Below are 26885 nucleotides of genomic sequence, written 5' to 3'. Positions count from 1 at the left end.
TTTGCTACCTTGTTCTTTAATTAAACGTCTTAATACTAGGCATTGTTGCCCTGACGTGATTTTTCTTTAGCGCCCGGACCTGACTTGCGTCTGCTCGGTTTACGCTTTTTAACTGGCTTATCACTCGGCTGATGACCGCTCTTGTAACCTGATTTCAGGTCATCGTTTGAGGTCTTTTTCCGACTACTGCTATTCGAGCGATTTGGTTTATCACCCGAGCGCTTGTTGCTGCCGCGCAGACGTTTTTTATTGCCCTGGAAAGCAACTAAGGTTAAATCGATTTTCTTGTCATCAAGATTAACCGAAGCCACTTGCACTTCAATGCGATCACCCATGTGATAAGTATCATTAGAGTGCTCTGCCACTAATCGTGCTTTGGCGGCGTCAAAATGATAATAATCACCAGGCAAAGCGCTGATATGTAATAGACCTTCGATATTGACACCGTCAAGTCGCACAAAACAACCAAAACTGGTCACTGTGCTGATGGTACCTTTAAAGCTGTCACCAACATGATCAAGCATGTATTCACATTTAAGCCAATCAGCGACATCACGCGTTGCATCATCAGCACGGCGCTCGGTCATTGAGCAATGTTCACCTAAGTTAGATACTTGCTCAGCAAGATAAGGGTAAGCCCCAATCTTTTTACCTTCGATGGCATCTAGCTCATTAGTTTTTACCAACAACGATTTAATCGTACGATGTAAAATTAAATCAGGGTAACGGCGAATCGGCGAAGTGAAGTGACTATAATGATCAAGTGCTAAACCAAAGTGCCCTGCATTTTCAGGTGCATATACTGCTTGTTTCATTGAACGAAGCAGCATAATTTGAATCAGTTCAGCGTCATCACGTCCCTTGACTTTGTCGAGTAACTGGCTGTAGTCAGCCGGAGTTGGTTTCTCACCACCACCCAGAGACAAGCTCAATTCCCCAAGGAAAGCGCGGAAGTTAGTCAGTTTGTCATCACCCGGTGTATCGTGTACTCGATACAAGGCAACACCTTCGTTTTTCTCAACAAATTTAGCTGAAGCAACGTTGGCTAAAATCATGCATTCTTCGATCATCTTATGCGCGTCATTACGTACTAACGGTACAATTTTGTCGATTTTACGATTTTCATTAAAGACAAACTGAGTTTCAGTTGTTTCAAACGCAATAGCACCGCGTTCTAGTCGACGAGCATTTAATGCCGTATACAACTTGTGCAGCTCTTTTAAATCGCCAACTTGTGCCGCATATTCCTGACACAAGGCTTTATCGCCATCGAGAATAGCTGCAACCTTGGTATAGGTGAAACGAGCGTGCGAGTTCATGACCGCCGGATAGAACTTATAACCCGACAAGTTGCCTTTCTCGCTCACGGTCATTTCACAAACCATACATAAGCGGTCGACATGTGGATTTAGTGAACACAAGCCGTTAGACAGAACTTCAGGTAACATTGGAATAACGTTCGCAGGGAAGTAAACTGAGTTGCCACGTTCTAATGCTTCATCGTCAAGCGCGGTTCCCATTTTTACGTAGCTACTAACGTCAGCAATGGCAACCCATAAGCGCCAGCCACCGCTCTTCTTACGACGACAGTAAACAGCGTCATCGAAATCGCGTGCGTCTTCGCCATCAATAGTAACTAGCGGTAACTCGCGTAAATCGACCCGACCGGCTTTAGCGCTTTCAGGCACTTCAGGGGTAAGATCAGCAATTTCAGCTAACAGGGCATCAGAGAACTGGTGTGGTAAATCATGATTGCGTAACGCCATCTCAATTTCCATGCCTGGGTCCATTTCATCACCCATCACTTCAATGACTTCACCGAGTGGGCTTTGATGACGTGATGGTCGTTTGGTTACCCGAACGATAACTACCTGACCATTACGAGCGCCATTAACGCTACCGTCGGTAATGATAATATCTTGGGCAATCCGAGACTCGTCTGGTACAACGAAATTAATCTCACCATCAACAAAGAAACGACCAACAAAGTCGGTTTTACCATGTTCAACAACTCGGACAATGCGAGCGTCGCGCTTACCACGACGGTCATTACCACCAGTTTGTGCTAACACGATATCGCCATGCAAAACGCCGTGCATCTGTTTTTGATCGACAAACAGATCTTTACCGCCTTCTTCAGGTCGGAAAAAACCGAAACCATCACGGTGACCAATAATTCGGCCTTTCATTAGGTCCATCCGCTCTGGCAAGCCGTAGCTTCCGTTGCGAATATAAACCGCTTGACCGTCACGTTCCATCGCACGCAGGCGACGACGCAGACCTTCTAATGAATCAGGATCGTCAATTTCAAAGGCTTGAGCAATTTGTTCACGCTTTAGTGGGGCGTCAGAATCTTTGAGCAATTGAAGAATAAGCTCACGACTGGCGATGGGTTTTTCGTAATTTTGCTGCTCACGAGCAAAATGTGGATCTTGCTCTGGGCTAAATTTATTAGACATCTTTAAACGTTATTAATCATAATTGGCGCTAGTATAACAGGTATCGCTAGCACCGCCTAAAAATGAATCGCTCTAATTTGATTTTAATTGATTTCTTTTCGAACTATCATCAACAATCGTCGCTATTTTAGTAACGGTCGTTTCGCGCGTTCGATGACTCTTTGCGGCATTAATTTCGCCAGTTTACTTAACAAGTTTTTAGCTTGTTGACGTTTTTTAGCGTCACTGATAATCGAGTTGTGCAGCCAATGATAGGACTCTTCATAATCAACTGGACTGCCTTCACCATCCACTAACATCCCGACCAAACGTAGCTGGGCCCTAACATTGCCTAAGCCTGCCGCCTCAGACAAATACCTTAACGCCCGCTGGTTGTCTTGCTGAAAGAATCGCCCAATATGATAATAGCGCCCTAATTGTTCGATGGCTTCGACTAACCCTTGATGAGCACTTTGTTCCATCAGGTAAATACCGTGTTTTGCATCACGCTCAACACACACACCATAAGCAAGCATATCGCCGTATAAGAATTGATAACTGGGCAGCTTAACTATTTCGGCTCGCGCTTTAATATCTTCAACCAACTGACAGTCGTCGGCTTTCACCCGCTGCAGGTGGGTATTTTTAGCAATCAGCCCTAGTAAATCACGTTGTGAATAGAGCTGAATTACGCCGTCTTCGAGCTCAGCTAAAGTGGGAGTCGACACACCGACTAGCGTCAACAAACTTAGGCTGACTAGGTAATTATTTATTATCTTTCGCATAGTGACTCAGTTATTTACTCTCTTTTAATATATCGTCAAATTTGGCCAAAACTTTAATCGTACAACTTTAGTGATCGGACTTTGATGATACAATAGTGTTTTGCATTCTTAATTAGCAGGTTCCCCTTGGCTTTTGTCTACAACCCACCTACCAGCCCTTGGCTTGAAATTATCTATGTTGATAATGACATTATTGTCATTAACAAACCCAGTGGTTTATTGTCGGTACCCGGTCGCGAACTCCATCATCGTGACAGCGTAACCACGCGGTTAATGCGGGTTTTACCAAGCACCGTCGTTGTTCATCGGCTAGACATGGATACCTCTGGCATTATGCTCTTTGCATTAACCAAAGCGGCGCAAAGTCATATTTCACGCCAATTTCAACAACGTACTACCAGCAAGACATATTTGGCCCGCGTATTAGGCCACCCGTCCAGTGAAAACGGTCAGGTTGATTTACCGCTGATTTGCGATTGGCCCAACCGGCCCTTACAAAAAGTCTGCTATGACGATGGCAAGCCGTCACTAACGCATTGGCAGGTATTATCACGTGAAGAACAATCATCGCTGATAGAGTTGACGCCAATTACTGGACGGTCTCATCAATTACGAGTACATATGCAACAAATAGACCATCCAATATTGGGTGATCGCTTTTATGGTAAACCAACCGCGGTTACAATGGCAAACCGGTTGCAACTGCATGCCCACAAGTTAACAATCACTCATCCTGGCACCGAGCAACCTATTACCTTTGTTGCGCCCTGCCCATTTTAAATCACCTTGCTAAATCCCTAACTTGAGCCGACGGCCCCTTTATTGCATTATATTAACCTGAATAGCGGTTATATTAATGCGATGATAAATGGGCTGATTAGAGCTGATAAATAGTGTTCTAATCTAAAAAGATAACGGATGTCTAATCAAGGTAGAGCAATAGTGGTAAATGGCAGAGTTAAATTTGTTGTACTGACCCTAGCAGCTTGGTCGATCTTATTGTGTGGCAAAATGGTGCTTGCTGCTACCGAGCCTCAAGCTCCCGCCAATGAGATTAACTTATCCCGCAGCATCGAGGCTATCGAAGTGCGCTGGCTGAGTCTGGAGAACGGCAAGTTTTTGGCGTTACAACGCCAATATTTAACCGCGACTGAGCGTGGTGTTGCCATCTTGTTACCAGAAATAGACGGCTTACCCTCTGCCAGCGGAGCCATAAACCTGCTTCGAATAGGGCTTAATGATCATGGCTGGACCACGATTGCAATAATGCCACCGCCACGTTATTCGTCTCGAGGGGAACAGAAACCGCTATCTTATCAACAGCGGTTCAACGAACGATTAAACTCCGCGATTAAAGCCGCCGAGGAAATAGGCGGTCGCATTATTCTCATCACGCAAGGCAGTCAAATAAGTTACCTAATGATGGCCTATCTGCAACAGAAAATCCAATTGCCCAATGCACTCATTATGCTCAATAGCAAACCCTTACTGATACTGCCAAAAACACCCGAAGATCAACCTTCCTATGCCCAAGATTATCAGCAGCTTTCCGTTCAAATAAGCGAATTGGATCTTAAAATGTTAGATGTATATCACCGTCAAGAAAACTTGAGCGTTGAGATGTCATACCGACAAAAACTCAGTATTAAACAAAAACAACACAGTTATCGACAAATAGAGCTCGGCGATCGATACGCCAATCACAACGTTGTTAAAGCTGTTTACGGTTGGCTAAAAGCGGTAGGGTTAAACTAAAGAATTGTTCTATGACTTGAACTTGCACCGTCCTTGGCGCTAACACTATTGGTTAGGTTGCCGCCATAACGCGGGCTTGAACCATCTTTTGACGTATATCGCGTACTGCTTTGTCGAGGCCATCGATGGCAGCGCGGGCAATAATGGCATGACCGATATTTAATTCATAAATTTCTGGAATAGCCGCAATTGCTTCCACATTGTGATAATGCAAACCATGGCCAGCATTAACGATCAAACCTTGACTATGCGCATAGGTTGCCATGGTTTGAATGCGCTCTAACTCGCGCTTAATTTCGCTGTCAGTCGTTGCCTCGGCATAACAGCCAGTATGTAATTCAATATATGGCGCGCCAACCGTCACTGCAGCATCTATTTGAGTTTTGTCAGCATCAATAAACAGTGACACCTTAATGCCTGCGGCTTTAAGCTCAGCTACCGCTTCTAACATGGTGTCTAGTTGCCCTGCGACATCAAGCCCGCCTTCAGTTGTTAGCTCTTCACGCTTCTCAGGCACTAAGCAGACATATTCAGGCTTAACGTCACATGCAATCGCGATCATTTCATCGGTCACCGCCAGCTCCAGATTCATTCTGGTTTGCAGGGTTTTAGCCAAAGTATAAACATCACGATCTTGAATATGACGACGGTCTTCACGTAAATGAATCGTGATGCCGTCGGCACCCGCTAGCTCGGCGACGGCCGCTGCATGAACAGGATCTGGGTAAGTGGTCCCACGCGCTTGACGTAAAGTCGCAATATGATCAATGTTAACGCCTAAAAAAATTGGGTTCACGCTAAGGTCCTTATTAAATATTATGGATAGGTCGACGGGCAAACAATTGTCTGCTGTATAATGGTTTAGAGCCTAACAACGGCGCTAAGGCTTGACGAGTCAACGCTTTAGCCTGATTTCTGGTTATCTTGTCACAAAAATCATGCTTTGCAATAGCCAAAAGGTGCTGACCGCTAAATTTCCCACCAACTTTTGACATTAAACCAAGTTCAGCGTGATAACGGTATTGCCAATCGGGCTGGATCGGATGACCCGTATTGTCGAAAGTAAGGGTAAAACCATGGCCGAGTTCGCCTAATAGCGAAAGCTCAAACATCCGCAGTGATGACTCGATATCTTGTTGTTTAGCGAGTGCCATCAGGGTGGCGTGATAACTGCTATAAACTTGCGGCTGAGGATCTTCTTTGCCAAGTAAGCGTAATAACAGCTCATTGAGATACAAGCCACTATAGAGAAACTCTCGTTTAAGCGGTAAGGACAGGGTTGGCGATTCAATGCGAACAATGGTTTTTAGATCGCCCAAACCACGCCAAGAAACCAATACGGGTCGAAACGGCTGCAACAAACTTTTGGTCGCGCTATTTTTACGCTTAGCGCCATTAGCTACCGCCGCAATGCGACCATGGGTTTCGGTAATTAATTCGACTATTAGACTATTTTCACCCAGAGGACGGGTATGGAGTAAATATGCGGCACTTAATGCTGAAACACTGTGTTTTGAATGACGACTAGGCATCTGAATAGATGGCGATGTTTTATCTAGATAATTCATCGCCATATGCCGTATTAGAAGTCGCCATAACCTAAGCTTTGCAACGCACGTTCATCATCAGCCCAGCCAGATCTCACTTTAACCCACAGCTCAAGAAAGACTTTATTGTCAAACATTTCTTCCATGTCTTTACGAGCTTCACGGCCGATTTGCTTAAGTTTTTCACCTTTTTTACCGATGATCATCCGTTTTTGGCCTTCGCGCTCAACCAAGATCAAAGCGCTGACATTAAACACGCCATTTGGCTGCATCGTAAAGGCTTCAATCTCAACCGTTACCGAATAAGGTATTTCATCACCTGTAAAACGCATTAACTTTTCGCGAATAATTTCTGACGCCATAAAGCGCTGCGAACGATCCGTTATGTATTCTTCTGGAAAATGATGCTGGCCCGGCTGTAAAGCACCGCGCGCTAATTTGGTTAAGCGTGGTACACCATCGCCATTTTTAGCCGAAATAGGCACGATTTGTTCAAAATCATATTGCTCGCCAAGCCATTTTAAATGTGGCAATAACGCGCTACGAATTTGAACATTATCTTCTTTATTAACCACACAAATTACCGGTGTATCATGGCAGCTTTTACGTAATTTATTTAAGATCATTTCGTCATCGCCAGTCCACTGAGTGCCTTCAACTAAGAAAAACACCATTTCAACGTTACCAATTGAACTAGCGGCTGCGCGATTCATTAAACGGTTAATCGCGCGCTTTTCTTCACTGTGCAAGCCTGGAGTATCAACATAGATGGTCTGGTAAGCACCTTCAGTCTCAATACCCATAACACGGTGACGCGTCGTTTGTGGCTTACGCGATGTAATACTAACTTTTTGCCCTAAAATGTAGTTCAGTAAAGTTGATTTACCAACATTAGGACGGCCAATAATGGCGATAAAACCACAGTAGGTTTCTTGATCATTTTGTTGCATGAATTATCTCCAGCGTTTTTTGCGCTGCGTCTTGCTCAGCTTTACGACGTGATGTGCCACTGCCAACAAGCTGTTGTTCAACACCTTCGACCTGACAAGACATGGTGAATTTTTGGTTATGCGCTTGACCCGTAACTTCCAATACTTCATAAACAGGCAAAGGTAAACGGCGGCCTTGCAGCCATTCCTGTAATTGGGTTTTCGGATCTTTCTGGTTATTACCAGGCTCAATTTGTTGCAAACGTCCTTGATACCAGCGTAAAACTAATGTTTTACACGCCTCCATATCACGGTCGATATAGACCGCGGCAATAATAGCTTCTACCGCATCGGCTAAAATTGAATCGCGACGAAAGCCACCGCTTTTTAACTCACCGGGCCCAAGACGCAAATGATCACCAAGTTCGAATTCACGCGCTATTTCAGCCAACGTTTGGCCGCGAACCAAGGTCGCACGCATGCGACTAAGGTCACCTTCCGATGATTTTGGAAACTGATCAAAAAGTGCTTCAGCAATAAACATGCCTAATAACGAATCACCTAAAAACTCGAGCCGCTCGTAATGCGCGCCTCCCATGCTACGGTGCGTTAGTGCTTGCACTAAATATTCTCTATTGCTAAAACTGTAACCTATTTTACGTTCTAGCTTATCAACTGCTATTTGATTCATCTACTGACCAATTTTACCTATACGTTCTGTACGTACTGTTGATGGAATCCAGCTCGGTAACCAACTATCACTACCGTTGGCAAACTCAAAACTGGTCCAAATAAATACTGCTTTACCGACCATATTTTGCTCAGGCACAAAACCCCAATAGCGACTATCTAAACTATTGTCTCGATTGTCTCCCATTACAAAATACTGACCCGGTGGTACAATCCACTCGCCTTGACGGGTACCGTCTTGACGATAATACTGTTCTGGGCGTCCAGCAAATGCTGGATTAAATAAGATATGGTGATTAATGCCTAAGAGGTCTTCAGACGCTTCTGTGAGCGGATAATTACCTTGGAAAAAATCACCTTGATCAACAATATCTAATGCCACTTCTTCAAAAATTGGACAAGGGCTAACGCCTGCTTGACACGCCTGCTTAATATAAATCTTTTTATTACGATATAACACCGTATCACCGGGTAAACCGATTACTCGCTTAATGTAATCGACCTGTGGCTGCGGTGGATATTTAAAAACGACCGAGTCGCCACGCTGTGGCTTGCCCGTTTCGATGACGGTTTTACGTAACACCGGCAATTTAATGCCATAAGCAAACTTTTCAACCAAAATAAAATCACCAACCAATAAAGTTGGCATCATTGAGCCCGACGGAATTTGAAAAGGTTCGTAGATAAATGACCGTAATACCAACACAAAACCAATCACCGGAAAAATACCGCGACAGTTTTCTACTAATATCGACTCGAGCAATACTTTGTCTTTAGCTTCTTGCTCAATATCGCTTGGCAAACCAGCAACAGCGGCCTTACGCTTAGGTAAATAAACAAAATGATCTATCGCCCAGACTACCCCGGTAAATGCGGTAGCTAAGACTAAAAACAATTCAAAATAGGCTGCCATTAATTACTCTCCGACTTTCAATACGGCCAAGAATGCTTCTTGCGGCAATTCAACATTACCCACTGACTTCATTCGCTTTTTACCGGCTTTTTGCTTTTGAAGTAGCTTTTTCTTACGGCTAATATCACCACCATAACATTTTGCGGTCACGTCTTTACGTAATGCTTTAATGTTGGTTCGGGCAATAATTTGACCACCAATCGCTGACTGAATCGCGATATCGAACATTTGACGGGGAATAAGTTCTTTCATTTTTTCAACCACAGCACGGCCACGACGCTGAGCATTGTCACGGTGCGTGATCATAGCTAACGCATCAACACGCTCACCGTTAATCAACATATCAACTCGAACCATGTTCGATGTTTGAAAATGCTTGAAGTTATAATCAAGTGACGCGTAACCACGTGAAGTCGATTTTAGTCGATCGAAAAAGTCCAATACTACTTCAGCCATTGGCAATTCGTAGGTTACTGCGACCTGCTTGCCGTGATAGACCAAGTTTGTTTGCACACCACGCTTTTCAATACATAACGTGATAACTGCGCCCAAGTATTCTTGCGGGACTAAGATATTGGCTTCAACCACAGGTTCGCGAATTTCTTCAATATTTTGCACCGGCGGCAAATCAGATGGATTAGCAACCTGGATAGTTTCACCTGAAGTGGTGATAACTTCATAATTTACTGTTGGCGCCGTCGTGATTAAATCAAGATCGTACTCTCGTTCTAACCGCTCTTGAATGATTTCCATGTGCAACATGCCCAAGAAACCAATCCGGAAACCAAAACCTAACGCACTAGAGCTTTCTGGCTCAAATTGCAGCGAGGCATCGTTTAGGCTTAGCTTATTTAAGGCATCGCGGAAGTTTTCGTAATCATCTGAACTAATCGGAAATAAACCGGCATAAACCTGCGGAGTTGCTCGCTTAAAACCAGGTAATGGTTCGGCGGCCGAGTTACGGGCCAACGTGAGAGTATCACCAACGGGCGCGCCATGAATTTCTTTAATGCCAGCAATGATATAACCTACTTCGCCCGCGCTTAAGGCGCCAGTTTCAGTTTGCTTTGGCGTAAACACCCCTACTTTGTCAATCTGATGAATATCACCAGTTGACATCACTTTCATTTTATCGCCGACTTTAACTTTGCCATGCTTGATTCTTACTAAAGAAACAACGCCTTGGTAGTTATCAAACCACGAATCAATAATCAGTGCTTGCAGCGGCGCATCAACATCACCGACGGGTGCCGGCATCTTGCTAACAATTTCTTCTAAAACATCTTGAATGCCTAAACCGGTTTTAGCCGAACAACGCACAGCTTCAATTGCTTCAATGCCAACCAAGTCTTCTATTTCTTCAGAAGCGGCTTCAGGATCTGCTGACGGCAAATCAATTTTATTGAGCACAGGAACAACTTCTAAATCCATTTCCAGTGCGGTGTAACAATTGGCCAGTGTTTGTGCTTCAACGCCCTGTGCCGCATCAACAACAAGCAATGCACCTTCACACGCCGCTAGTGAACGTGAAACTTCATAAGTGAAATCAACGTGACCAGGGGTATCGATGAAGTTAAGGTGGTAAGTTTCACCGTCTTTGGCGTTATAATCTAACGATACACTTTGCGATTTAATCGTGATACCACGCTCGCGCTCGATATCCATTGAATCAAGAACTTGGGATTCCATCTCACGATCCGACAAACCACCACAAAACTGAATCAACCGATCCGATAAGGTAGATTTACCATGGTCAATATGGGCTATAATTGAGAAATTACGTATGTTCTTCATTAATGTGTAGCCAACCTAAAAGATAGTGAAATAAGAAAAACGGCAATTCTACCGTAAATATCAAGCGCTGCCAAAGTTAATCGCTAATAGATGTGAGGCGGGCGCTGATCTATCGGCTCAACTTAACCGTGCTTTAATGGTACCAGCCAATAAGCTTGCACGCGAAATGAGCTTTATTGACGTAAGAATCAGTTCGGTCACAAAATAGATATGGTCGGTGACTTAGCCTCGCGAGCATTAATCAGTCGCTTAGCGATTAAATGAAACAGGTAACCCCCGCTCAAGCTAATGATCAATGCAATGACCTCAGAATCAAACAACGGTTGGGTTATTAACCCGGCCAATAACAAACCAGCTAACGGCAGTAAATAAGTCAAAGCTGCTAACATCAATAGGTTGCCCTCTTGTGTTGCAATTGTTACCCACTGCCCAACATGCAAAATGCGTTGAGTCTCAATTTCTAAGTGCTGTGTTTTGCCACTAAAGGCTTTCGACACCGTGCCAACACCACAGTTATCGGCACTGTTACAGCCACTACAACTCGATTCAATGGCCACTTCAACTTCAACCTGACCAATCATCACCTGTGTCACTAACGCTTGTTGTTTGATCATCGCCTCAATCTTACCTCGTTTAATACCAGAGGGGGATTTTACTTAAGAGTGATTGAACGTGCAATTTTAGTTGCGGTGTCTAAGGGGATTTTACCCACGACTGTGATATCGACCGAGCCTTGACGATGACGAGCCACCGCCGTGCCGCCTTGAGTTATCAAACGTTCAGGAAAAGAAACCTCACCAGCACGGGCAATATAAACCGAGACCTCTGACAGGCCATCACTTAACATCAAATAATCGACAGGCTGAGTCGTCGTTAACAACCGGTGACTGTCCGTGGCTATTATTTGATAATCTTGTGGTAACCAATTAAATTTCCATCGGGTTTCTACATCACCTGCAGGGGCCATTTTAAGCGAAGGGATATCAGCCGCAACTAATTCTGTTAGTTTATTACTGGCCTGGGGGGACCATTGCGCTTGAATAACTTGCATCTGTTCTATCAGGTTATTTTGCAAATCAAACGAGTCGTATCTCAGTAACAAGGCTGTTTCAATATCGAGCCACAACACATAATTAAAGCGATTTTTGTCTTTCGCTTTTAACCGGACTAGTTGAGTCACTCGCCCAGCAACCCGCCCTTTTCCCGCTAACGAAACGTTATAATTTCTTTCGATCGCCGCTTGCTTGTTGATAAAAAATGACGGGGATGGCACGGCAATGGTATTAGCATGCACACTGTACGGCTGAACTTCCGGGTCAATATAGGTAACGAGGTTATCAATTCGATAGCTATAACTAATTGGCCCTGTTAATGATTTAACGTAAACTACTTGTTTACTTTCAACAATGCCATGTTCAAATAAAAATGATTGGACACGATTACGTTGTAGATGCGTAATCGATAATGAAAAATTGTTGTTGTGATATGCAAGGTCCATTTGAGCTAACCATTGCAGCGGATTCTTTTCAGCGTACGCAAAGCGCCCAATCAAAATATAAAATACCACGCCAATCAAAAAAACTTTTACCAACTTAACACCTCAATGTTATGACTTATGCTTTGCCACAGATTATTTATCCACTACCTCAGATTTAATGCGCTGTTGTAAAACATGATCTTGAATATAAGCATTAACCTGACGACGTCGCTCTATGCGTTGCTGTTGCTCGTTACGCTGCTGAACCGCTGACTTAGTATTGACTTGCAAACTAACTGGCGACACAAACCCACCCATCGGCACGGTCTGTAATACTGGCGAAGGAGCGATTGAGCTATCTGCAATATTCAATTGCTGCACCCCAATAACTAAGGCCGCAGCCACACTAGCAGCAATACCGTATTGACTAAACTTACTGATAAAAGGAATTATTTTCGCTTGTTTGGGAGTCTTGACGGCATTATCAACATGACTAGCTTTAGGCGCGATAATGGTTGGCTCAAGTTCAATTGCCGCCGCAATTTTAGCGGAAAAATCGAGATCAATCTGCGGTGGCAATTCATCACGCATTGCTTGACCAATCAATTGATAATGAGTAAATGTTTGTTTCAATTCGCCGCTTTCAGCCAACTGTTTAAGCATGTCATCTGAAAGAGACAGATCATCAATATATTCTGAGAGTTGTTGCTTGTTTTCACCAACCATAACTTTACCTTTGCATTAGTGGTTCAATTTGCTTATCTAGCGCTTCGCGTGCTCTAAAAATCCGTGAGCGAACTGTCCCAACTGGGCATTCCATCACCTGTGCAATATCCTCATAACTTAACCCCTCCATTTCACGCAACGTAATTGCCGTGCGTAAATCTTCAGGTAGTTGCTCTAGGGTCGCAAACACGACCTTTCGTAATTCTTCTGATAACAATAATCGCTCGGGTGATGAATTTTCACGTAAATTATCACTGCCATCAAAATTTTCTGCATCCATGGCATCAATATCAGAACCAGAAGGTCGACGCTTTTGCGCCACTAAATAGTTCTTAGCTGTATTTACCGCAATGCGATAAAGCCAAGTATAAAACGCACTTTCACCTCTAAAACCCGGTAACGCTCGATAAGCTTTAATAAAAGCTTCCTGAGCCACGTCCTGAACATCGCCTTGGTTTTTAACAAAACGACTAACTAAATTTAAAACTCTGTTCTGATATTTTCTGACTAATAAATCAAATGCAGCTTTATTTCCCTGCTGGACCAACTCAACAAGTTGTTGGTCTGTTTTTTGTTCGCTCATTCAAGCACTATCTCCAGTTCATCTGCTATTTTACTGATTGCTCGAAGTAAACGCTCAACAATAGACTCACTATTTGTTAAAAAGTTCTAAAAAAGAATACATTTTTTAATTTTTATAAAAAATAATGCGGATCACGCTATTTTTATTAGTAAAAATAATGCTATTTTAGCAACCATAGTATACCAAGGCTTTTCAAGCAACGATCACATGAAACAAGTTATTGAACATTCCTGCGACATATTAATTATCGGTAGTGGCGCGGCAGGCTTAACTTTGGCATTACAGTTGGCCAAAGAGGCAAAAATTATCGTGCTGAGCAAAGCACTACTTAATGATGGCTCAACCTTTTATGCCCAAGGAGGCATCGCTGCCGTCTTTGATAAAAAAGATAGCATTGAGTCGCACGTGGCTGATACGTTGATCGCAGGCGCAAATCTGTGCGATCGCTCAATCGTTGAAATGACGGCGAAAAATGCGAAATCATCATTAGAATGGTTAATCGAGTGTGGCGCTGATTTCGATCAAGAAGAATCGGCCTTAGGTGAGCAACGTTATCACCTAACCCAAGAAGGTGGCCACAGTCATCGCCGCATTCTTCACGCGGCCGACGCGACTGGCAAAGAGGTTCAAACGACCTTACAGTCGCAAGTGATGAAACACCCGAACATTCAAATTCTAGAACGTTATAATGCGGTCGACATTATTACCTCAAAGGATCAAGATACAACTTATGCCGTTGGTGCTTATGTCTGGAATCGCCAAGCTGAACATGTCGAAACCATCAAGGCCAAACACGTCGCGCTCGCCACTGGCGGAGCCAGCAAGGTCTATCAATATACTAGCAACCCTGACGTAGCCAGCGGCGATGGCATTGCCATGGCATGGCGCGCAGGTTGTCGTGTGGCTAATTTGGAGTTTAACCAATTTCATCCCACGAGCCTTTACCACCCACAATCAAACAATTTTTTATTGTCTGAGGCACTGCGTGGCGAAGGCGCGGTCTTAAAGCGTCCCGATGGCAGCCGGTTTATGGACGACTTTGATAAGCGCGGTGAATTAGCGCCACGTGATATTGTCGCTCGCGCTATCGATTTTGAAATGAAACGCCTCGGTGTTGACTGTTTATACCTTGATATCAGCCATAAAACCGATGAATTTATCATCAAGCATTTCCCCACTATTTATCGCCAATGCCTTGATCTCGGCATCGATATTACTAAAGAAGCGATGCCCGTCGTGCCTGCGGCCCATTATACCTGTGGTGGTGTGATGACCGATAAAAATGGCGCGACTGACATCAGCAATCTTTATGCAATAGGCGAAGTGGCTTATACCGGTTTGCACGGCGCTAATCGAATGGCCAGTAATTCTTTGCTCGAATGTTTAGTCTTTGCTCAAGCTGCCGCCAAAGATATTCAGGCCAAGTTTCACGATAGTCCAGTAGTTGCAGATATAGCACCGTGGGACGAGTCTCAAGTGTGTGATTCTGACGAAGAGGTAGTTATTCAGCATAACTGGCACGAACTTAGACTATTTATGTGGGATTACGTTGGTATTGTCAGAACGGACAAACGGCTAGAGCGAGCTCAACACCGGGTAGAGTTGCTGCAACAAGAAATTCATGATTATTACAAAAATTTCAAAGTGTCGAACAACTTGCTCGAACTGCGCAACTTGGTGCAAGTCGCTGAGTTAATCATCGCTTGTGCGATGTCGCGCAAAGAAAGTGTCGGCTTACACTACAATCTTGATTATCCAGATAGTTTACCAAACAGTGGACCGTCAATCTTAACGCCACCGCAATAACACCACGCGCTAAATTAAACGCCGCTTAATTCGAACAACTCTCGATAAGCGGCGATACGCTTGATCATCAATCGCATCACGCCACAACGTTAACCAAAGATCAGGCTGAGCTTGCTGATGTTTGATATGCAATAAACACCACCAATCACACACTAAACTACGCTCACTAATAATGCCACGGTAACAGTCGGTCTTATCACGAAATACCACGGTCCCTTGCTCATTAAAACTAATTTTTTCAATCGTTGGCGACGTAATATGTACACAATATTCTAAACCGCAGCCCGCCAGTATACTTACCGCGACAATCACGCTCCAGTGAACCTGACTATAAAAAAATACCAGTGCCAATAATGCAACCACCAACGCATTGGTGGTTCGCGCTACCACTAACATTAAGCGCGAACGTGATATTACAGCGTAAAAGAATGGGTAAGATTTAATCATTCTTTTAGTATAGTGAAGATTTAATCCAACACTAACCTAAAATAAACCAAACTCAGCTCAGCGCTGACAATTATATCTATCCTCGCTGAACAGTGATCATGTTAGAAAAATAACAAATTATTGAAAGCGCCGCTTTCAATTAGTCTTTCGAATTTGCCCCTTTCATTAAGGCATACAACACAAACAATAAGGCCCCGGTGGTAATGCTGAACTTGGAAAAACCAGACAACACAACACCGATTTCAGCATCGTTAATCATGTCGAAAAAGTCCTTTAATGCACCAACAGAAATCAACAGCATTGCCCCCGACAAAATTGAATTTAGTCGCTGTTTTTCTTTGCTAGCCATTAAAGCATCCACATTTTCTATTTCTAGTACGGTTTGCTGGTGCTGACTTTCAATGTAAGTTAATAAATGAATGCTGCGTTGGTGCAATTGTTCAAATTGCATATGATTTAAGATCTGTTTCATCAGCTTGGTATGATCGGGATAAGTCATCATGCTGCCAGCGCTTATAATTTCAAATAACCATTTAATTTTGTCTTCAAAGTGGACTAAATTCAACAGTTGGGTCGCCAGCTTTTTCCTTATTACTACCAGTTCTTTCGTTGAATTTTTACTGGTGGCTCGCTGACTAAGATCTGCCAGTTTAAGCTGCTGATTAAACTGGGTGTTGGCACTTTGCAACAAGTTAATAATCATCGCCGCAACCTTTAATGATTCTGCTGCTTGCTCGGTCACCCACATCGGCTGCTCGGTCAGTGCAATCACCGATTCAAATTGATTGCAAAACAACAAATCATTTTTGTTATAACGCACCGCGCCGATATTATTGGCCTTAATCGCGCTAGTATCATAAGCAACCCAATCGTCAATTGCGCTGCGAACCTCTCGCTGGGGTAAAACTAATGCGACAAATGCGCAATGCTGCAGTAATTGCTCGCTGGTTAAATATTCTCGGTTGTCCTGCGTTTGCTGAAACACCCGATCTACCTGTAATTGCACAAAACGATTATTTTCAACGTTGTAATATAATAAATCGCCCGAAGTATCGGCCTCACTCGGTATTGATTGCTTGACGAAAATATCGAGTTGAGAAAAAATATAATCGGCCAACTCGGCAACAAAGCTAAAATGCTTGTTATCGTGCCACAGCATCTCTTGATCAAGCGCAAAAGCGGTTCCTAAACTGGCCGCATGGCGCACTCCGCTAATGCATTGCTGCTCAATCGGCAGATTAATGCTTAAATTAAACATGCCCGTACTATAATATTTTAACTCGACCGTACAAGAGAGCTTGTGACCGCGAAAATTAATCACCAAATCAGGTAAGTTCCAACCCAAGGTTTCTACAATGCCATTGGCTGCTAACCCAGACCAAATGTCAGACATTGGCTCCCACTCTGGGATATCAGAATATAACGCTGTAATCGCTAAGCTGCTACCGCCATTTGATTGCTGCTGGGTCGCCACAAACTGCTCAAAAGGTAAAATAAAGTCATAACCTAAGCGGGAAAAATAGTTTATCTCCACCCTGCCTTGGCTGACAACTAACTTGCCTTCGTCGGCGGTTCTTTGCGCCAGAAACTGCTGTAATATCGGAAAGTGCGGGCACAAATCACCCGCTAAAATATGCTGGCCCATTGCCTCTAACGCACTAACTTGTTGATCAAATAGCGGCTTAATTGTCGCTAATTGTTTGCCAAATTCAGATCGATCATCCCACTTAATTAAATTCAATTGCGCAATATATTGTATCGCTATTCCATAATGGGCATAAGCGTCGAGCAGCTCGCGTAAGTTGTCATTAAATAACACTAACGATGCTTGATCAAAGTTGCAGCTTAATTGCTTTATTACCTGCGTATCATCGATCAACTGGCCACTCGCCACGGCTAAGGTATCGGCATAACTGTTGTAAATACCGCGGTCGATTTCGCACAGCCAATGCTGCAGCTGGCTAAACCGGGATAAAGCTTGGATAAATTCACTATTGATGCCATCACTGACTTGAGCTAAAGCGGCACAAGCCAATTTGATCATTTGATTGGCGTCACGATAATGGTAGCTATTTTCAATCATGATCCGAGCATTAAAATATTGCGCGCTATAAATCAATAACAGGGTTGAATCAGTATGTTGGCCCGCTAATGGCTGACTTTGATTATGATCAAACAAGGAAATGTCTTGATACAGCTCCACTGAGTGCTCTCGAAGTTGCGCCAACGCCCAACTTCGACCATCAAGAAATGATTCATCCGTTAAATAACTAAACAATTTAGCTAAAACATTAAGAGGCTCAGATTTGCGCATGTCGTAACTTCCACTGTTATGGCCATGCAATAAGTGCAATGGTTGATTGATGACAAGATAACTGCTGTTGCAGTCTTAAATCGCCGGGTTCTAATTGATAACCGACGACAAACATGTGCTCTACAATATCATTAAGTTCATTAATTTCAATATGTTTGGTTTGATTATTAACCGCTACCACTAACAATGACATGGCAATACTCTCGCGACTGTCAAAACAAGGTGCCAAATATTGATAGTCCAACATTAAAAAGCCTAAACCGCCGTAATAACGTGCTTGGCGCGCTTGAGCTTCGACAAATAACCACTTACAAGTCGCAGCGGTTTGCGTGGTTGCGATAGCATGGCGACATAGCTCACGGCCAATGCCCTGTCCTTGATGTTGCCCCGCCACCGCTAAATAAGAAAAAAGCACATAGTTGTGAACCGGGTAAAGGCTTAAAATGTAAAAGCCGACAACGGTCCCGTCATATTCGCCAACCCATAACTGATACTCCCCACTGTCAATGCCAGCACAGAGCACAGCTTCAGGTTCGCGCTCATCACTTGGGAATTGGTCACGGTATATTTGACGACTTTGCAGCCATGCCGGATCGATTGAGTTGCTGATCCGCCTAATTTTAAGCATATTAATTAAACCTTTACTTCGATTATGCCAATTACATTAAACACCAATCGATACTACCCAGTTGTTTTTATCACTAACGCGTTAACCTAACTTATTTAAGTCTTTATCAAGTAAAGCGATAAGTAATAACTCGCCCTGATGATTAACCCTAAATTCGCCGTATTGCGCCCCTTCCAATTGCTTGGCGCTGCCCTCTTCAAAAAAATAAGCATTGGTCGCAAATTTAATTTTCCCTTGCCGCAATCTAAACTGTAAAACCACCTCAGTTTTAGCGACATCGTCAGTCACAAGATTGACAAAAGAGCCGACATCATCTTGGTCTAATTCAATATTAATGTGACCATTGTACGACTTATTATACGGATTATCGGAACCGGTCACGCCAGCCTCTTTTAGCGTCGATTGAATTTTATTGGCCATATCAAATCGTAATGCCATGTAGTCGCCCTGCATTAATGAACGGGGATCGACCGGTGCCAGTTTAAGCAAAACCCTTTGACCGTTTTCCAATAATTGTTCTTTTTGGTAAATTGACCAATTGATAACGAGTAATGACAAGACCAATGCCACCATTGCGATTATTTTTTGCATCTTACTTATCCTTAAGCTGTAGCAGAGTGCTATTAAGCAAAAATCGTCCGAGCAACATCAAAGCAGCTACCACCAGTAATAGGCCAGATTTATACAACAGCGTTTCTTCCATCATGAAGTAATAGGTCGAGCTATAGACTACCAACGAACTAATCGCCAGCCCAACCAATACCCGATTACTATGCGCAAAGCCAACCAGTAAAATAACTAAACAAACCCCAATACCCGGCGCATTTAATGTCACCAAGCCTAAGAGCAGTGCAAAGAGTAATACCAACTTGGAAAATCCCGTGTTTAACCCGACACGATTTGCCACCAGTAACTGCCACACGGTAAAAACAAGCGCAATAATATAAATTGCGTCGCTAACCCAGCCCGGCATTTGCATGGCTGTTTCACTCAGGCGGTGCAATGAGCTATCAACATCGGTGCCAAAAAGTGCGTTGCAGTTTAACAGTAGCGTCGATACGACTAATCCGTACATCACTGCGCTAACTCGCTGGTATTGCTTAGCAAAGCTAAATTCATTTAAACAAAGCCATGCAGTTACAAAAATTAAGCCACTAGCCATCAATTGCGGCGCGCCTAATATCGCTAAGCTTGCAGCCAAAGCTCCCGCGGTAAAAATCGTTGAGAAAAAACGATGTAAAAAACTCGGCATAAAGTACGTTAGCAGGCCCTGAAAAATGGCTAGCGTTAGTGAAATCATCAAAGAAGATTCCCAATCACTTATCACCCGAATAAACAACACCTGACCACTAATACTGATTGCCAAGCCTAAGTGTTCATAAAACTCATTATTGGGCCTTAACAGTATCCGATAAGCGATAAATATCAGCACGACACTGACAAAAAGAGAAGCCACCAAACTTTCGATAAACCAAAACAGTGCAATAAATACAAAGCACAATAGAAATAGCGCACCTAACCAACCTGAGATAGCCAGTAACACTTTGATATACCATGGTGAAATGACAGCAATATGCTTCGCGTCATCAGCTTGAATAATGCCTTTTTCTTCAAGCTTGAGCCATAATTCACTTGTTTTAATCGTCATAGCTGTGCCTCCTGCTGGACTTGCTTGAGCCAAAATGCGGCCCCGGTCCCCAAACCAATAACAAGACCCGACAGCAATAAAAAGGCGAACTCATCACCGTGCTCTAAGACTTCTTTACCTATAAACGTCACAATAACGACAATAACGCTCAGGCATGAACCCGCGAGCATGAATAGATCGATTTGTCGTACTCGATAGACATAGTAGAGCGATGATAAAAACACCGCCCAAGCCGCCAGCGCTAATACACTTGGCCCGCTTGATTCTAGAATATAGCCTAAAGCTAAACTGGTAATGGTAATGCCAGCAACGGTCGCCAGAAGCCTAATCGCCCACTGTTTTTGCAGCCATTGTAATTTCTGGCTTAACCCAACCCACACCACAAAACTAAAGGTATTAAACCCAAAAATTAACCACACTACACTGACCCGCCCCTCAACAATCGACGACAGTGGATTACCGTTCACATCACAATATAGCCCTATTGATAGATTAAGTAATACTAGCCACATCAGCCAAATCGCGACAAAACGCGAAATCAACGCCCATGGCGTTATTAACATTGCCCAATAAAAAAATAGCTGCCATGGATCGGCACCGGTTTGATAGGTTTGGCCAAAAAAGGCCATTAACGCACCAAGTAAAATAGCCCCCAGCATTAACGCTGCACTGCTACTTACCGAGTAAATTTGAACTCTTAAATAGGCCAATATCGCCAGCACCAAAGCTGACTCGACCAAAGCAAATTTGACCAAGCGGCTCATGTGAGACCAGTTGTGGGCTAAAAAGAAAATAAACGACAAGCCCAGCGTAATACAGCCAACCCACAACAAGAGGCTATTAATAAAGCAGGCCCACGCTGTTGGCTGCGGCAAGATGCCTGACATCTTGACGGCGTCTGTCATGTTGTCTTGAACCCCGCGATGCTGCTCAATTAAACTGAGCAGTTCGTTCCTTTGCGATCCCATGTGCTTAATTCCTTTTATCGAATAACATGATCACCACTGAGCGTAGATTGGTGTAACAAGTCACTGAAAGATGATGATTTTATATAGTCGCTCTCATAATATCTCATCATGACTGGTTATAAAATACTCGCATAAAAAAACCCAGCAATTACGCTGGGTTTTTATGATTTTCGATGTCTAAATTGACACTTTATTGTTTTATATGATCTAGAACGGGATATCGTCATCCCAACCATCGTCTAAATCAGGTGCTTGAGCTGGCTGCTGGGCTGGTTGTTGCGCAGGCTGCTGAGCAGGAGCTTGTTGCTGGAAACCACCTTGCTGTGATTGCTGGCCACCAAAGTTAGCTTGTGGAGCTGGCGCTTGCTGTGGTGCCGATTGCTGCTGGTATCCACCTTGCTGTTGTGGTGCTTGTTGCTGGTATCCGCCCTGCTGGCCTTGATTTTGACCGCCTTGCTGCTGGTATCCGCCTTGTTGCTGACCTTGACCACCACCTTGACGTCCGCCAAGCATTTGCATAGTACCGTTAAAACCTTGTACCACTATTTCAGTGGTATAACGGTCTTGACCACTTTGATCTTTCCATTTACGCGTTTGCAATGCACCTTCAATGTAAATTTGAGAGCCTTTGCGTAAGTACTCACCCGCAATTTCAGCAAGCTTGCCGAAAATAGACACGTTATGCCATTCGGTTTTCTCTTTTTGCTCGCCGGTGGCTTTATCGCGCCATGACTCTGAGGTCGCTAATGTTAAGTTAGCTACTGCACCGCCGTTCGGCATGTAGCGGATCTCAGGATCTTTACCCAAGTTTCCGACTAAAATTACTTTATTCACGCCTTTACTGGCCATGCTTATCCCCTAAATTTTTTGCGACATTTTGACTAGCGTCAAAGAGTAACACAGCATGTGGTTTACTCAAATAAAATTACGCTAAACTGATATGTTAATCGTAAACATCATCCCAAATTTATTCATTTTATCTTCGACAAGCCAATAACACTAACCAAGCAACACAGTCCGTGCACTGCTGACATTAAATAATTTAGCATCAACTTTTAAATATGCGGCTTTGTCGTCAAAGATGACAATAGCCTCACTTACTCCGGGCAATGACATTAACCTACCAGCCATTTGCTCGGCACTGTGTTGATCATCAGCGTTCGCGTCTAAAGTATAGCTTTTTAGCACCTTAGGATTGACCATGCCCTTGGCGTAAAACCACCACAGCAATACCAAGGTGGTTGACGTGGCAAAGACCCCGCCTAGACCAAACCACTGAAAACAAACGCCGCCTAATATGCCGCCCCAAAAGGCACCAAAAAACTGGCTCGATGAATAAATCCCCATCGCGGTGCCTTTCTTTCCGGCTGGTGCAAACTTTGCGATAAGTGATGGTAACGAGGCTTCTAAATAATTAAAGGCGGTAAAAAATGCCACCACTGCGACAAATAGCCCTGGTAATGAGTCTTGTAAAGTAAACATCATCACCAAAGACATCGCCAGCAACAACAAAGACCAGCGGTACATTTGCTTCATGCTTTTATTTTTTGCACCAATAATGATTAATGGCACCATCAACACAAAAGAGATAAGCAACGTTGGAAAGTATAATTGCCAATGATCGTGAATTGAGAAATCGAGCTTAAGCAACATCAAAGGTAAAACAACAAAGATTGAGGTAAGCACTAAATGCAAAACAAAGATGCCAATGTCTAAGCGTAACAATTGGCCATCTTTGAGCAAATCTAAAATCAATTCAGGCGCGGCACGGGTATCACCTTTGGGCGCTTTACTCACCGCATTAGGCGCAATAAATAGCACCACTAACATGCCCACAATAGCCAGCAGTGCAGTCACATTAAACAGTCCTGACAAACCAATGCTATCAACCAATATCGGGCCAACGATTAACGACACCGCAAACGACAAACCAATACACATGCCGATGGTGGCCATTACTTTGGGCCGTTGCTCGTCTCGGGTTACGTCAGCGGCTAAGGCCAAAATAGTACTCGCAATAGCGCCCATGCCTTGAACTGCGCGCCCGATGGTAACGCCATAAACAGAATCAGAGAATCCAGCGATAAGGCTGCCGATGCAGAAAATCACTAAACCAATAAGAATAATCGGCTTGCGCCCGTAACGATCCGAGAGCATGCCCATCGGAATTTGTAACAATGCTTGCGTCAAACCATAAGCACCAATCGCTAGTCCAACCCACATCGGAGAATAACCGTCTAGTTGCTGACCGTAGACCGCAAATACCGGCATAATCATGAATAACCCGAGCATTCTTAAGCCAAAAACCAGCGCTAATGAAATGGCGGCGCGCTTTTCGATCGAATTTAAACCACTGGAATAATCCATAATATAACCAAGGCTCTCGTTAATAAAATGCGGATTGTAGCATGAGCTTATTTTAATCCCCAAGGGACGATTAGCCAAGAGATGATGTTTATCAATTTTCGCAATGATAAGCTCAATAAAACAGCGGGTCGTTCAACGAACAAGCTAAGTTGATTAATTTTGACAGTAAAAACCCATTGATTATGCGATACTAGCCCGTTCGATAATAGTGTTGTGACAGGAATGGATTAGTGCGAGTAAATAATATTGAAATACGGGGCGCCAGAACCCACAATCTTAAAAATATCAATTTAACTATTCCACGCGATAAGTTGGTGGTGATTACCGGATTATCAGGTTCGGGTAAGTCATCGCTCGCCTTCGACACACTCTATGCCGAAGGACAACGCCGTTATGTTGAATCCTTGTCGGCTTACGCCAGGCAGTTTTTATCCTTAATGGAAAAACCAGATGTCGATTCAATTGAAGGCTTAAGCCCAGCTATTTCGATTGAGCAAAAATCGACCTCACATAACCCGCGTTCAACCGTCGGCACCATTACCGAGATTCACGATTACTTGCGACTGCTGTTTGCCCGAGTTGGCGAACCACGCTGTCCAACCCACGATACCCCGCTGGCCGCTCAAACCGTGAGCCAAATGGTCGACAAGGTTTTATCCCTGCCCGAGGGCAGCAAACTGATGTTACTGGCACCTGTGGTCCAACAACGTAAAGGTGAACATGCCAAATTATTAGATAACTTGGCCGCTCAAGGCTTTATTCGTGCTCGCATTGATGGCGAAGTATGCGATTTAAGCGATCCACCGAAACTGGAACTGCAAAAAAAGCACGATATTGAAGTGGTGGTTGACCGTTTTAAAGTGCGTGATGATTTACAACAGCGTTTAGCCGAGTCATTTGAAACGGCGCTCGATTTGTCGGGTGGCGTCGCAAGCATTGTCGCGATGGATGACGACAGTGACATTGAACCTGTTTTGTTTTCAGCTAATTTTGCCTGTTCTCATTGTGGTTATTCAATGGCAGAACTTGAGCCGCGATTATTTTCGTTTAATAACCCGGCTGGTGCTTGTGGCAGCTGTGACGGCTTAGGCATTAAACAATTTTTTGATCCACAGCGATTGATTGTTAACGACGAACTCAGTTTAGGCGGTGGCGCGATCCGCGGCTGGGATCGTCGCAATTTTTATTACTTTCAAATGCTAAGTTCACTAAGCGAGCACTACGGATTCGATTTAGAAGTACCATACGCTTCACTGCCTCAAGAACATAAAGATCTGGTGTTATACGGCAGCGGCAATAAATCTCTTGAGTTTAAGTACATGAATGACCGTGGTGATGTGGTTATTCGTAATCATCCCTTTGAAGGGATTATTAATAACATGGATCGCCGCTACCGCGAGACTGAATCGAATTCAGTCCGGGAAGAGCTGGCTAAATACCTTAATCAGCAATCTTGTCCAAGTTGTAATGGCAGCCGCTTACGTTTAGAGGCGCGCAATGTCTTTATTGGCAAAGTTAACCTGCCCGAAATAACAGAATATTCGATTGGCGAATGTTTCGATTATTTTGAACAACTTGAATTTAGTGGTCAACGGGCCAAAATCGCTGAAAAAATCTTAAAAGAAATTCATGACCGACTCGGATTTTTAGTTAATGTTGGTTTGAATTATCTGAGCCTATCACGCGGCGCCGACACTTTATCGGGCGGTGAAGCACAGCGGATCCGTTTGGCCAGCCAAATTGGCGCAGGATTAGTCGGCGTAATGTATGTGCTTGACGAACCTTCGATTGGTTTACATCAACGCGATAACGAACGCTTGTTAAAAACGCTTAATCATTTACGTGATCTTGGCAATACCGTGATTGTGGTCGAGCACGATGAAGACGCTATTCGCAGTGCCGATTACATTATCGACATTGGCCCCGGCGCTGGTGTTCACGGCGGCGAAATTATCGCACAAGGCAGTTACCAAGACATTATTGATACTCCGGAATCGTTAACTGGGCAGTATTTATCTGGTGTTAAACAGATTGAATATCCTGCTGTGCGGACCAAAGCCAGTGACAAATGGATTAAGCTTTTTGGCGCGAGCGGCAACAATCTAAAATCGGTTGATTTAGCTATTCCAAATGGCTTGTTTACTTGTATTACTGGTGTTTCAGGCTCAGGTAAATCAACCCTAATTAACGATACCTTCTACCGCATTGCCCATTTAGCACTTAATAAAGCGGTTAATGACGAACCAGCTCCTTACGATAGAATTGAAGGCTTGGACAATTGTGACAAAGTGGTCGACATCGACCAAAGCCCAATTGGTCGAACGCCACGCTCTAATCCAGCAACCTATACTGGTATTTTCACCCCGATCCGTGAACTTTTTGCCGCCACTCAAGAATCACGTTCACGAGGTTACAAACCAGGTCGCTTTAGCTTTAATGTTAAAGGGGGTCGTTGTGAGTCTTGTCAGGGTGATGGTTTAATTAAGGTTGAAATGCACTTTTTACCTGATGTTTACGTACCTTGTGATGTCTGTAGTTCTAAACGTTATAACCGTGAGACTCTTGAAATACTCTATAAAGGCAAAAGCATTCATCAGGTATTAGAGATGACCGTCGAAGATGCCAACGTATTCTTTAAACCTGTTCCCGCGATTTCGCGCAAACTGCAAACCTTAATGGATGTCGGTTTGTCTTATATAAAATTAGGACAATCGGCCATTACTTTATCGGGTGGTGAAGCACAGCGAGTTAAACTTGCCAAAGAGCTCTCGAAACGAGACACCGGGCAAACCCTGTATATTCTTGATGAACCAACCACAGGTCTGCATTTTAAGGACATTCAGATGTTGCTCGATGTGTTGCACCGCTTACGCGACCATGGCAATACCATTGTCGTGATTGAGCATAACCTTGATGTGATAAAAACTGCCGACTGGGTGATTGATTTAGGCCCTGAAGGCGGCGCAGGTGGCGGTCAAATATTGTGTACCGGCACTCCCGAAGAAATTGCCCAGCATCCAACATCACATACAGCACGTTTTTTAAAACCGCTGGTTTAAGGTCAATTGCT

Annotated in this window: 24 protein-coding genes; 4 read left to right on the top strand and 20 right to left on the bottom strand. The window is 43.8% G+C overall.

The features are described 5' to 3' along the window. Positions 1 to 35: 35 nt before the first annotated feature. The gene (gene rnr, locus HRU23_01665) at positions 36 to 2459 is read right to left on the bottom strand and encodes a ribonuclease R (GenBank protein ID NRA52827.1); all 2424 of its coding nucleotides are present in this window, start codon (positions 2457 to 2459) and stop codon (positions 36 to 38) included. 122 nt (positions 2460 to 2581) lie between these two features. Further along, positions 2582 to 3223, bottom strand: a complete 642-nt coding sequence (locus tag HRU23_01660) for a sel1 repeat family protein (GenBank protein ID NRA52826.1) — start codon at positions 3221 to 3223, stop codon at positions 2582 to 2584. Between the two features lie 126 nt (positions 3224 to 3349). On the opposite strand from HRU23_01660, the gene rluA reads away from it, so the two are divergent. Both rluA and HRU23_01650 read left to right on the top strand, forming a co-directional pair. Next, positions 3350 to 4003 carry a bifunctional tRNA pseudouridine(32) synthase/23S rRNA pseudouridine(746) synthase RluA gene (rluA, locus tag HRU23_01655; protein NRA52825.1) on the top strand — a complete coding sequence of 218 codons (654 nt, stop codon included), beginning with the start codon at positions 3350 to 3352 and terminating at the stop codon, positions 4001 to 4003. Positions 4004 to 4141: 138 nt separating this feature from the next. Further along, positions 4142 to 4978, top strand: coding sequence for a DUF3530 family protein (locus HRU23_01650; protein ID NRA52824.1), 837 nt, complete (start codon positions 4142 to 4144; stop codon positions 4976 to 4978). A 52-nt stretch (positions 4979 to 5030) separates the two neighbouring features. Here HRU23_01650 and pdxJ read toward each other — a convergent pair whose 3' ends face one another. From pdxJ to rpoE, 10 genes are all read right to left on the bottom strand, one after another. After that, positions 5031 to 5774, bottom strand: a complete 744-nt coding sequence (gene pdxJ, locus HRU23_01645; protein NRA52823.1) for a pyridoxine 5'-phosphate synthase — start codon at positions 5772 to 5774, stop codon at positions 5031 to 5033. A gap of 13 nt (positions 5775 to 5787) precedes the next feature. After that, positions 5788 to 6510, bottom strand: coding sequence for a DNA repair protein RecO (gene recO / locus HRU23_01640; GenBank protein NRA52822.1), 723 nt, complete (start codon positions 6508 to 6510; stop codon positions 5788 to 5790). 50 nt (positions 6511 to 6560) lie between these two features. Further along, entirely contained in the window at positions 6561 to 7475 is a 915-nt protein-coding gene (gene era / locus HRU23_01635) for a GTPase Era (protein NRA52821.1), read from the bottom strand. After that, a complete protein-coding gene (gene rnc, locus HRU23_01630) occupies positions 7462 to 8145 on the bottom strand; it encodes a ribonuclease III (GenBank protein NRA52820.1) in 684 nt (227 codons plus the stop codon). Before rnc ends, era begins: the two co-directional genes overlap by 14 nt. After that, on the bottom strand, positions 8146 to 9057 hold the full coding sequence (gene lepB, locus HRU23_01625) for a signal peptidase I (protein NRA52819.1): 912 nt from the start codon (positions 9055 to 9057) through the stop codon (positions 8146 to 8148). Positions 9058 to 9060: 3 nt separating this feature from the next. Next, entirely contained in the window at positions 9061 to 10851 is a 1791-nt protein-coding gene (gene lepA / locus HRU23_01620; protein NRA52818.1) for an elongation factor 4, read from the bottom strand. Between the two features lie 197 nt (positions 10852 to 11048). Continuing rightward, on the bottom strand, positions 11049 to 11465 hold the full coding sequence (locus tag HRU23_01615; GenBank protein ID NRA52817.1) for a SoxR reducing system RseC family protein: 417 nt from the start codon (positions 11463 to 11465) through the stop codon (positions 11049 to 11051). 38 nt (positions 11466 to 11503) lie between these two features. Further along, positions 11504 to 12442 carry a MucB/RseB C-terminal domain-containing protein gene (locus tag HRU23_01610; protein ID NRA52816.1) on the bottom strand — a complete coding sequence of 313 codons (939 nt, stop codon included), beginning with the start codon at positions 12440 to 12442 and terminating at the stop codon, positions 11504 to 11506. A 39-nt stretch (positions 12443 to 12481) separates the two neighbouring features. Beyond that, positions 12482 to 13054, bottom strand: a complete 573-nt coding sequence (locus HRU23_01605; GenBank protein NRA52815.1) for a hypothetical protein — start codon at positions 13052 to 13054, stop codon at positions 12482 to 12484. Between the two features lie 4 nt (positions 13055 to 13058). Beyond that, entirely contained in the window at positions 13059 to 13637 is a 579-nt protein-coding gene (gene rpoE / locus HRU23_01600) for an RNA polymerase sigma factor RpoE (GenBank protein NRA52814.1), read from the bottom strand. A gap of 207 nt (positions 13638 to 13844) precedes the next feature. Here rpoE and nadB point away from each other — a divergent pair, with 207 nt between their 5' ends. Further along, entirely contained in the window at positions 13845 to 15443 is a 1599-nt protein-coding gene (gene nadB, locus HRU23_01595) for an L-aspartate oxidase (GenBank protein ID NRA52813.1), read from the top strand. Positions 15444 to 15452: 9 nt separating this feature from the next. Here the strand turns inward: nadB and HRU23_01590 are convergent, their stop codons facing one another. The 8 genes from HRU23_01590 to HRU23_01555 all read right to left on the bottom strand — a co-directional run bounded on the left by HRU23_01590 (position 15453) and on the right by HRU23_01555 (position 23815). Beyond that, on the bottom strand, positions 15453 to 15839 hold the full coding sequence (locus HRU23_01590) for a hypothetical protein (GenBank protein ID NRA52812.1): 387 nt from the start codon (positions 15837 to 15839) through the stop codon (positions 15453 to 15455). A gap of 190 nt (positions 15840 to 16029) precedes the next feature. Further along, complete coding sequence (locus HRU23_01585; protein ID NRA52811.1) at positions 16030 to 18204, bottom strand: hypothetical protein; 2175 nt, start codon at positions 18202 to 18204, stop codon at positions 16030 to 16032. A 16-nt stretch (positions 18205 to 18220) separates the two neighbouring features. Further along, positions 18221 to 18832 (bottom strand): GNAT family N-acetyltransferase, encoded by a 612-nt coding sequence (locus tag HRU23_01580; GenBank protein NRA52810.1) that lies wholly within the window; start codon positions 18830 to 18832, stop codon positions 18221 to 18223. Positions 18833 to 18913: 81 nt separating this feature from the next. After that, entirely contained in the window at positions 18914 to 19423 is a 510-nt protein-coding gene (locus HRU23_01575) for a GDYXXLXY domain-containing protein (protein ID NRA52809.1), read from the bottom strand. A 1-nt stretch (position 19424) separates the two neighbouring features. After that, positions 19425 to 20480, bottom strand: coding sequence for a DUF4401 domain-containing protein (locus HRU23_01570; GenBank protein NRA52808.1), 1056 nt, complete (start codon positions 20478 to 20480; stop codon positions 19425 to 19427). Further along, positions 20477 to 21448 carry a DUF2157 domain-containing protein gene (locus tag HRU23_01565; GenBank protein NRA52807.1) on the bottom strand — a complete coding sequence of 324 codons (972 nt, stop codon included), beginning with the start codon at positions 21446 to 21448 and terminating at the stop codon, positions 20477 to 20479. The genes HRU23_01570 and HRU23_01565 overlap by 4 nt, the downstream gene beginning before the upstream one ends. Positions 21449 to 21655: 207 nt before the next feature. Next, positions 21656 to 22297 (bottom strand): single-stranded DNA-binding protein, encoded by a 642-nt coding sequence (locus HRU23_01560; GenBank protein ID NRA52806.1) that lies wholly within the window; start codon positions 22295 to 22297, stop codon positions 21656 to 21658. 150 nt (positions 22298 to 22447) lie between these two features. Further along, a complete protein-coding gene (locus HRU23_01555; protein NRA52805.1) occupies positions 22448 to 23815 on the bottom strand; it encodes an MFS transporter in 1368 nt (455 codons plus the stop codon). 230 nt (positions 23816 to 24045) lie between these two features. On the opposite strand from HRU23_01555, the gene uvrA reads away from it, so the two are divergent. Next, complete coding sequence (gene uvrA, locus HRU23_01550; GenBank protein ID NRA52804.1) at positions 24046 to 26874, top strand: excinuclease ABC subunit UvrA; 2829 nt, start codon at positions 24046 to 24048, stop codon at positions 26872 to 26874. Positions 26875 to 26885 lie beyond the last annotated feature (11 nt).

It is taken from the genome of Gammaproteobacteria bacterium, assembly GCA_013214945.1.
GTDB lineage: Bacteria > Pseudomonadota > Gammaproteobacteria > Enterobacterales > Psychrobiaceae > Psychrobium.
Note: the sequence above shows the minus strand (reverse complement) of the source record. Positions and strands in the feature narration are given on the sequence as shown.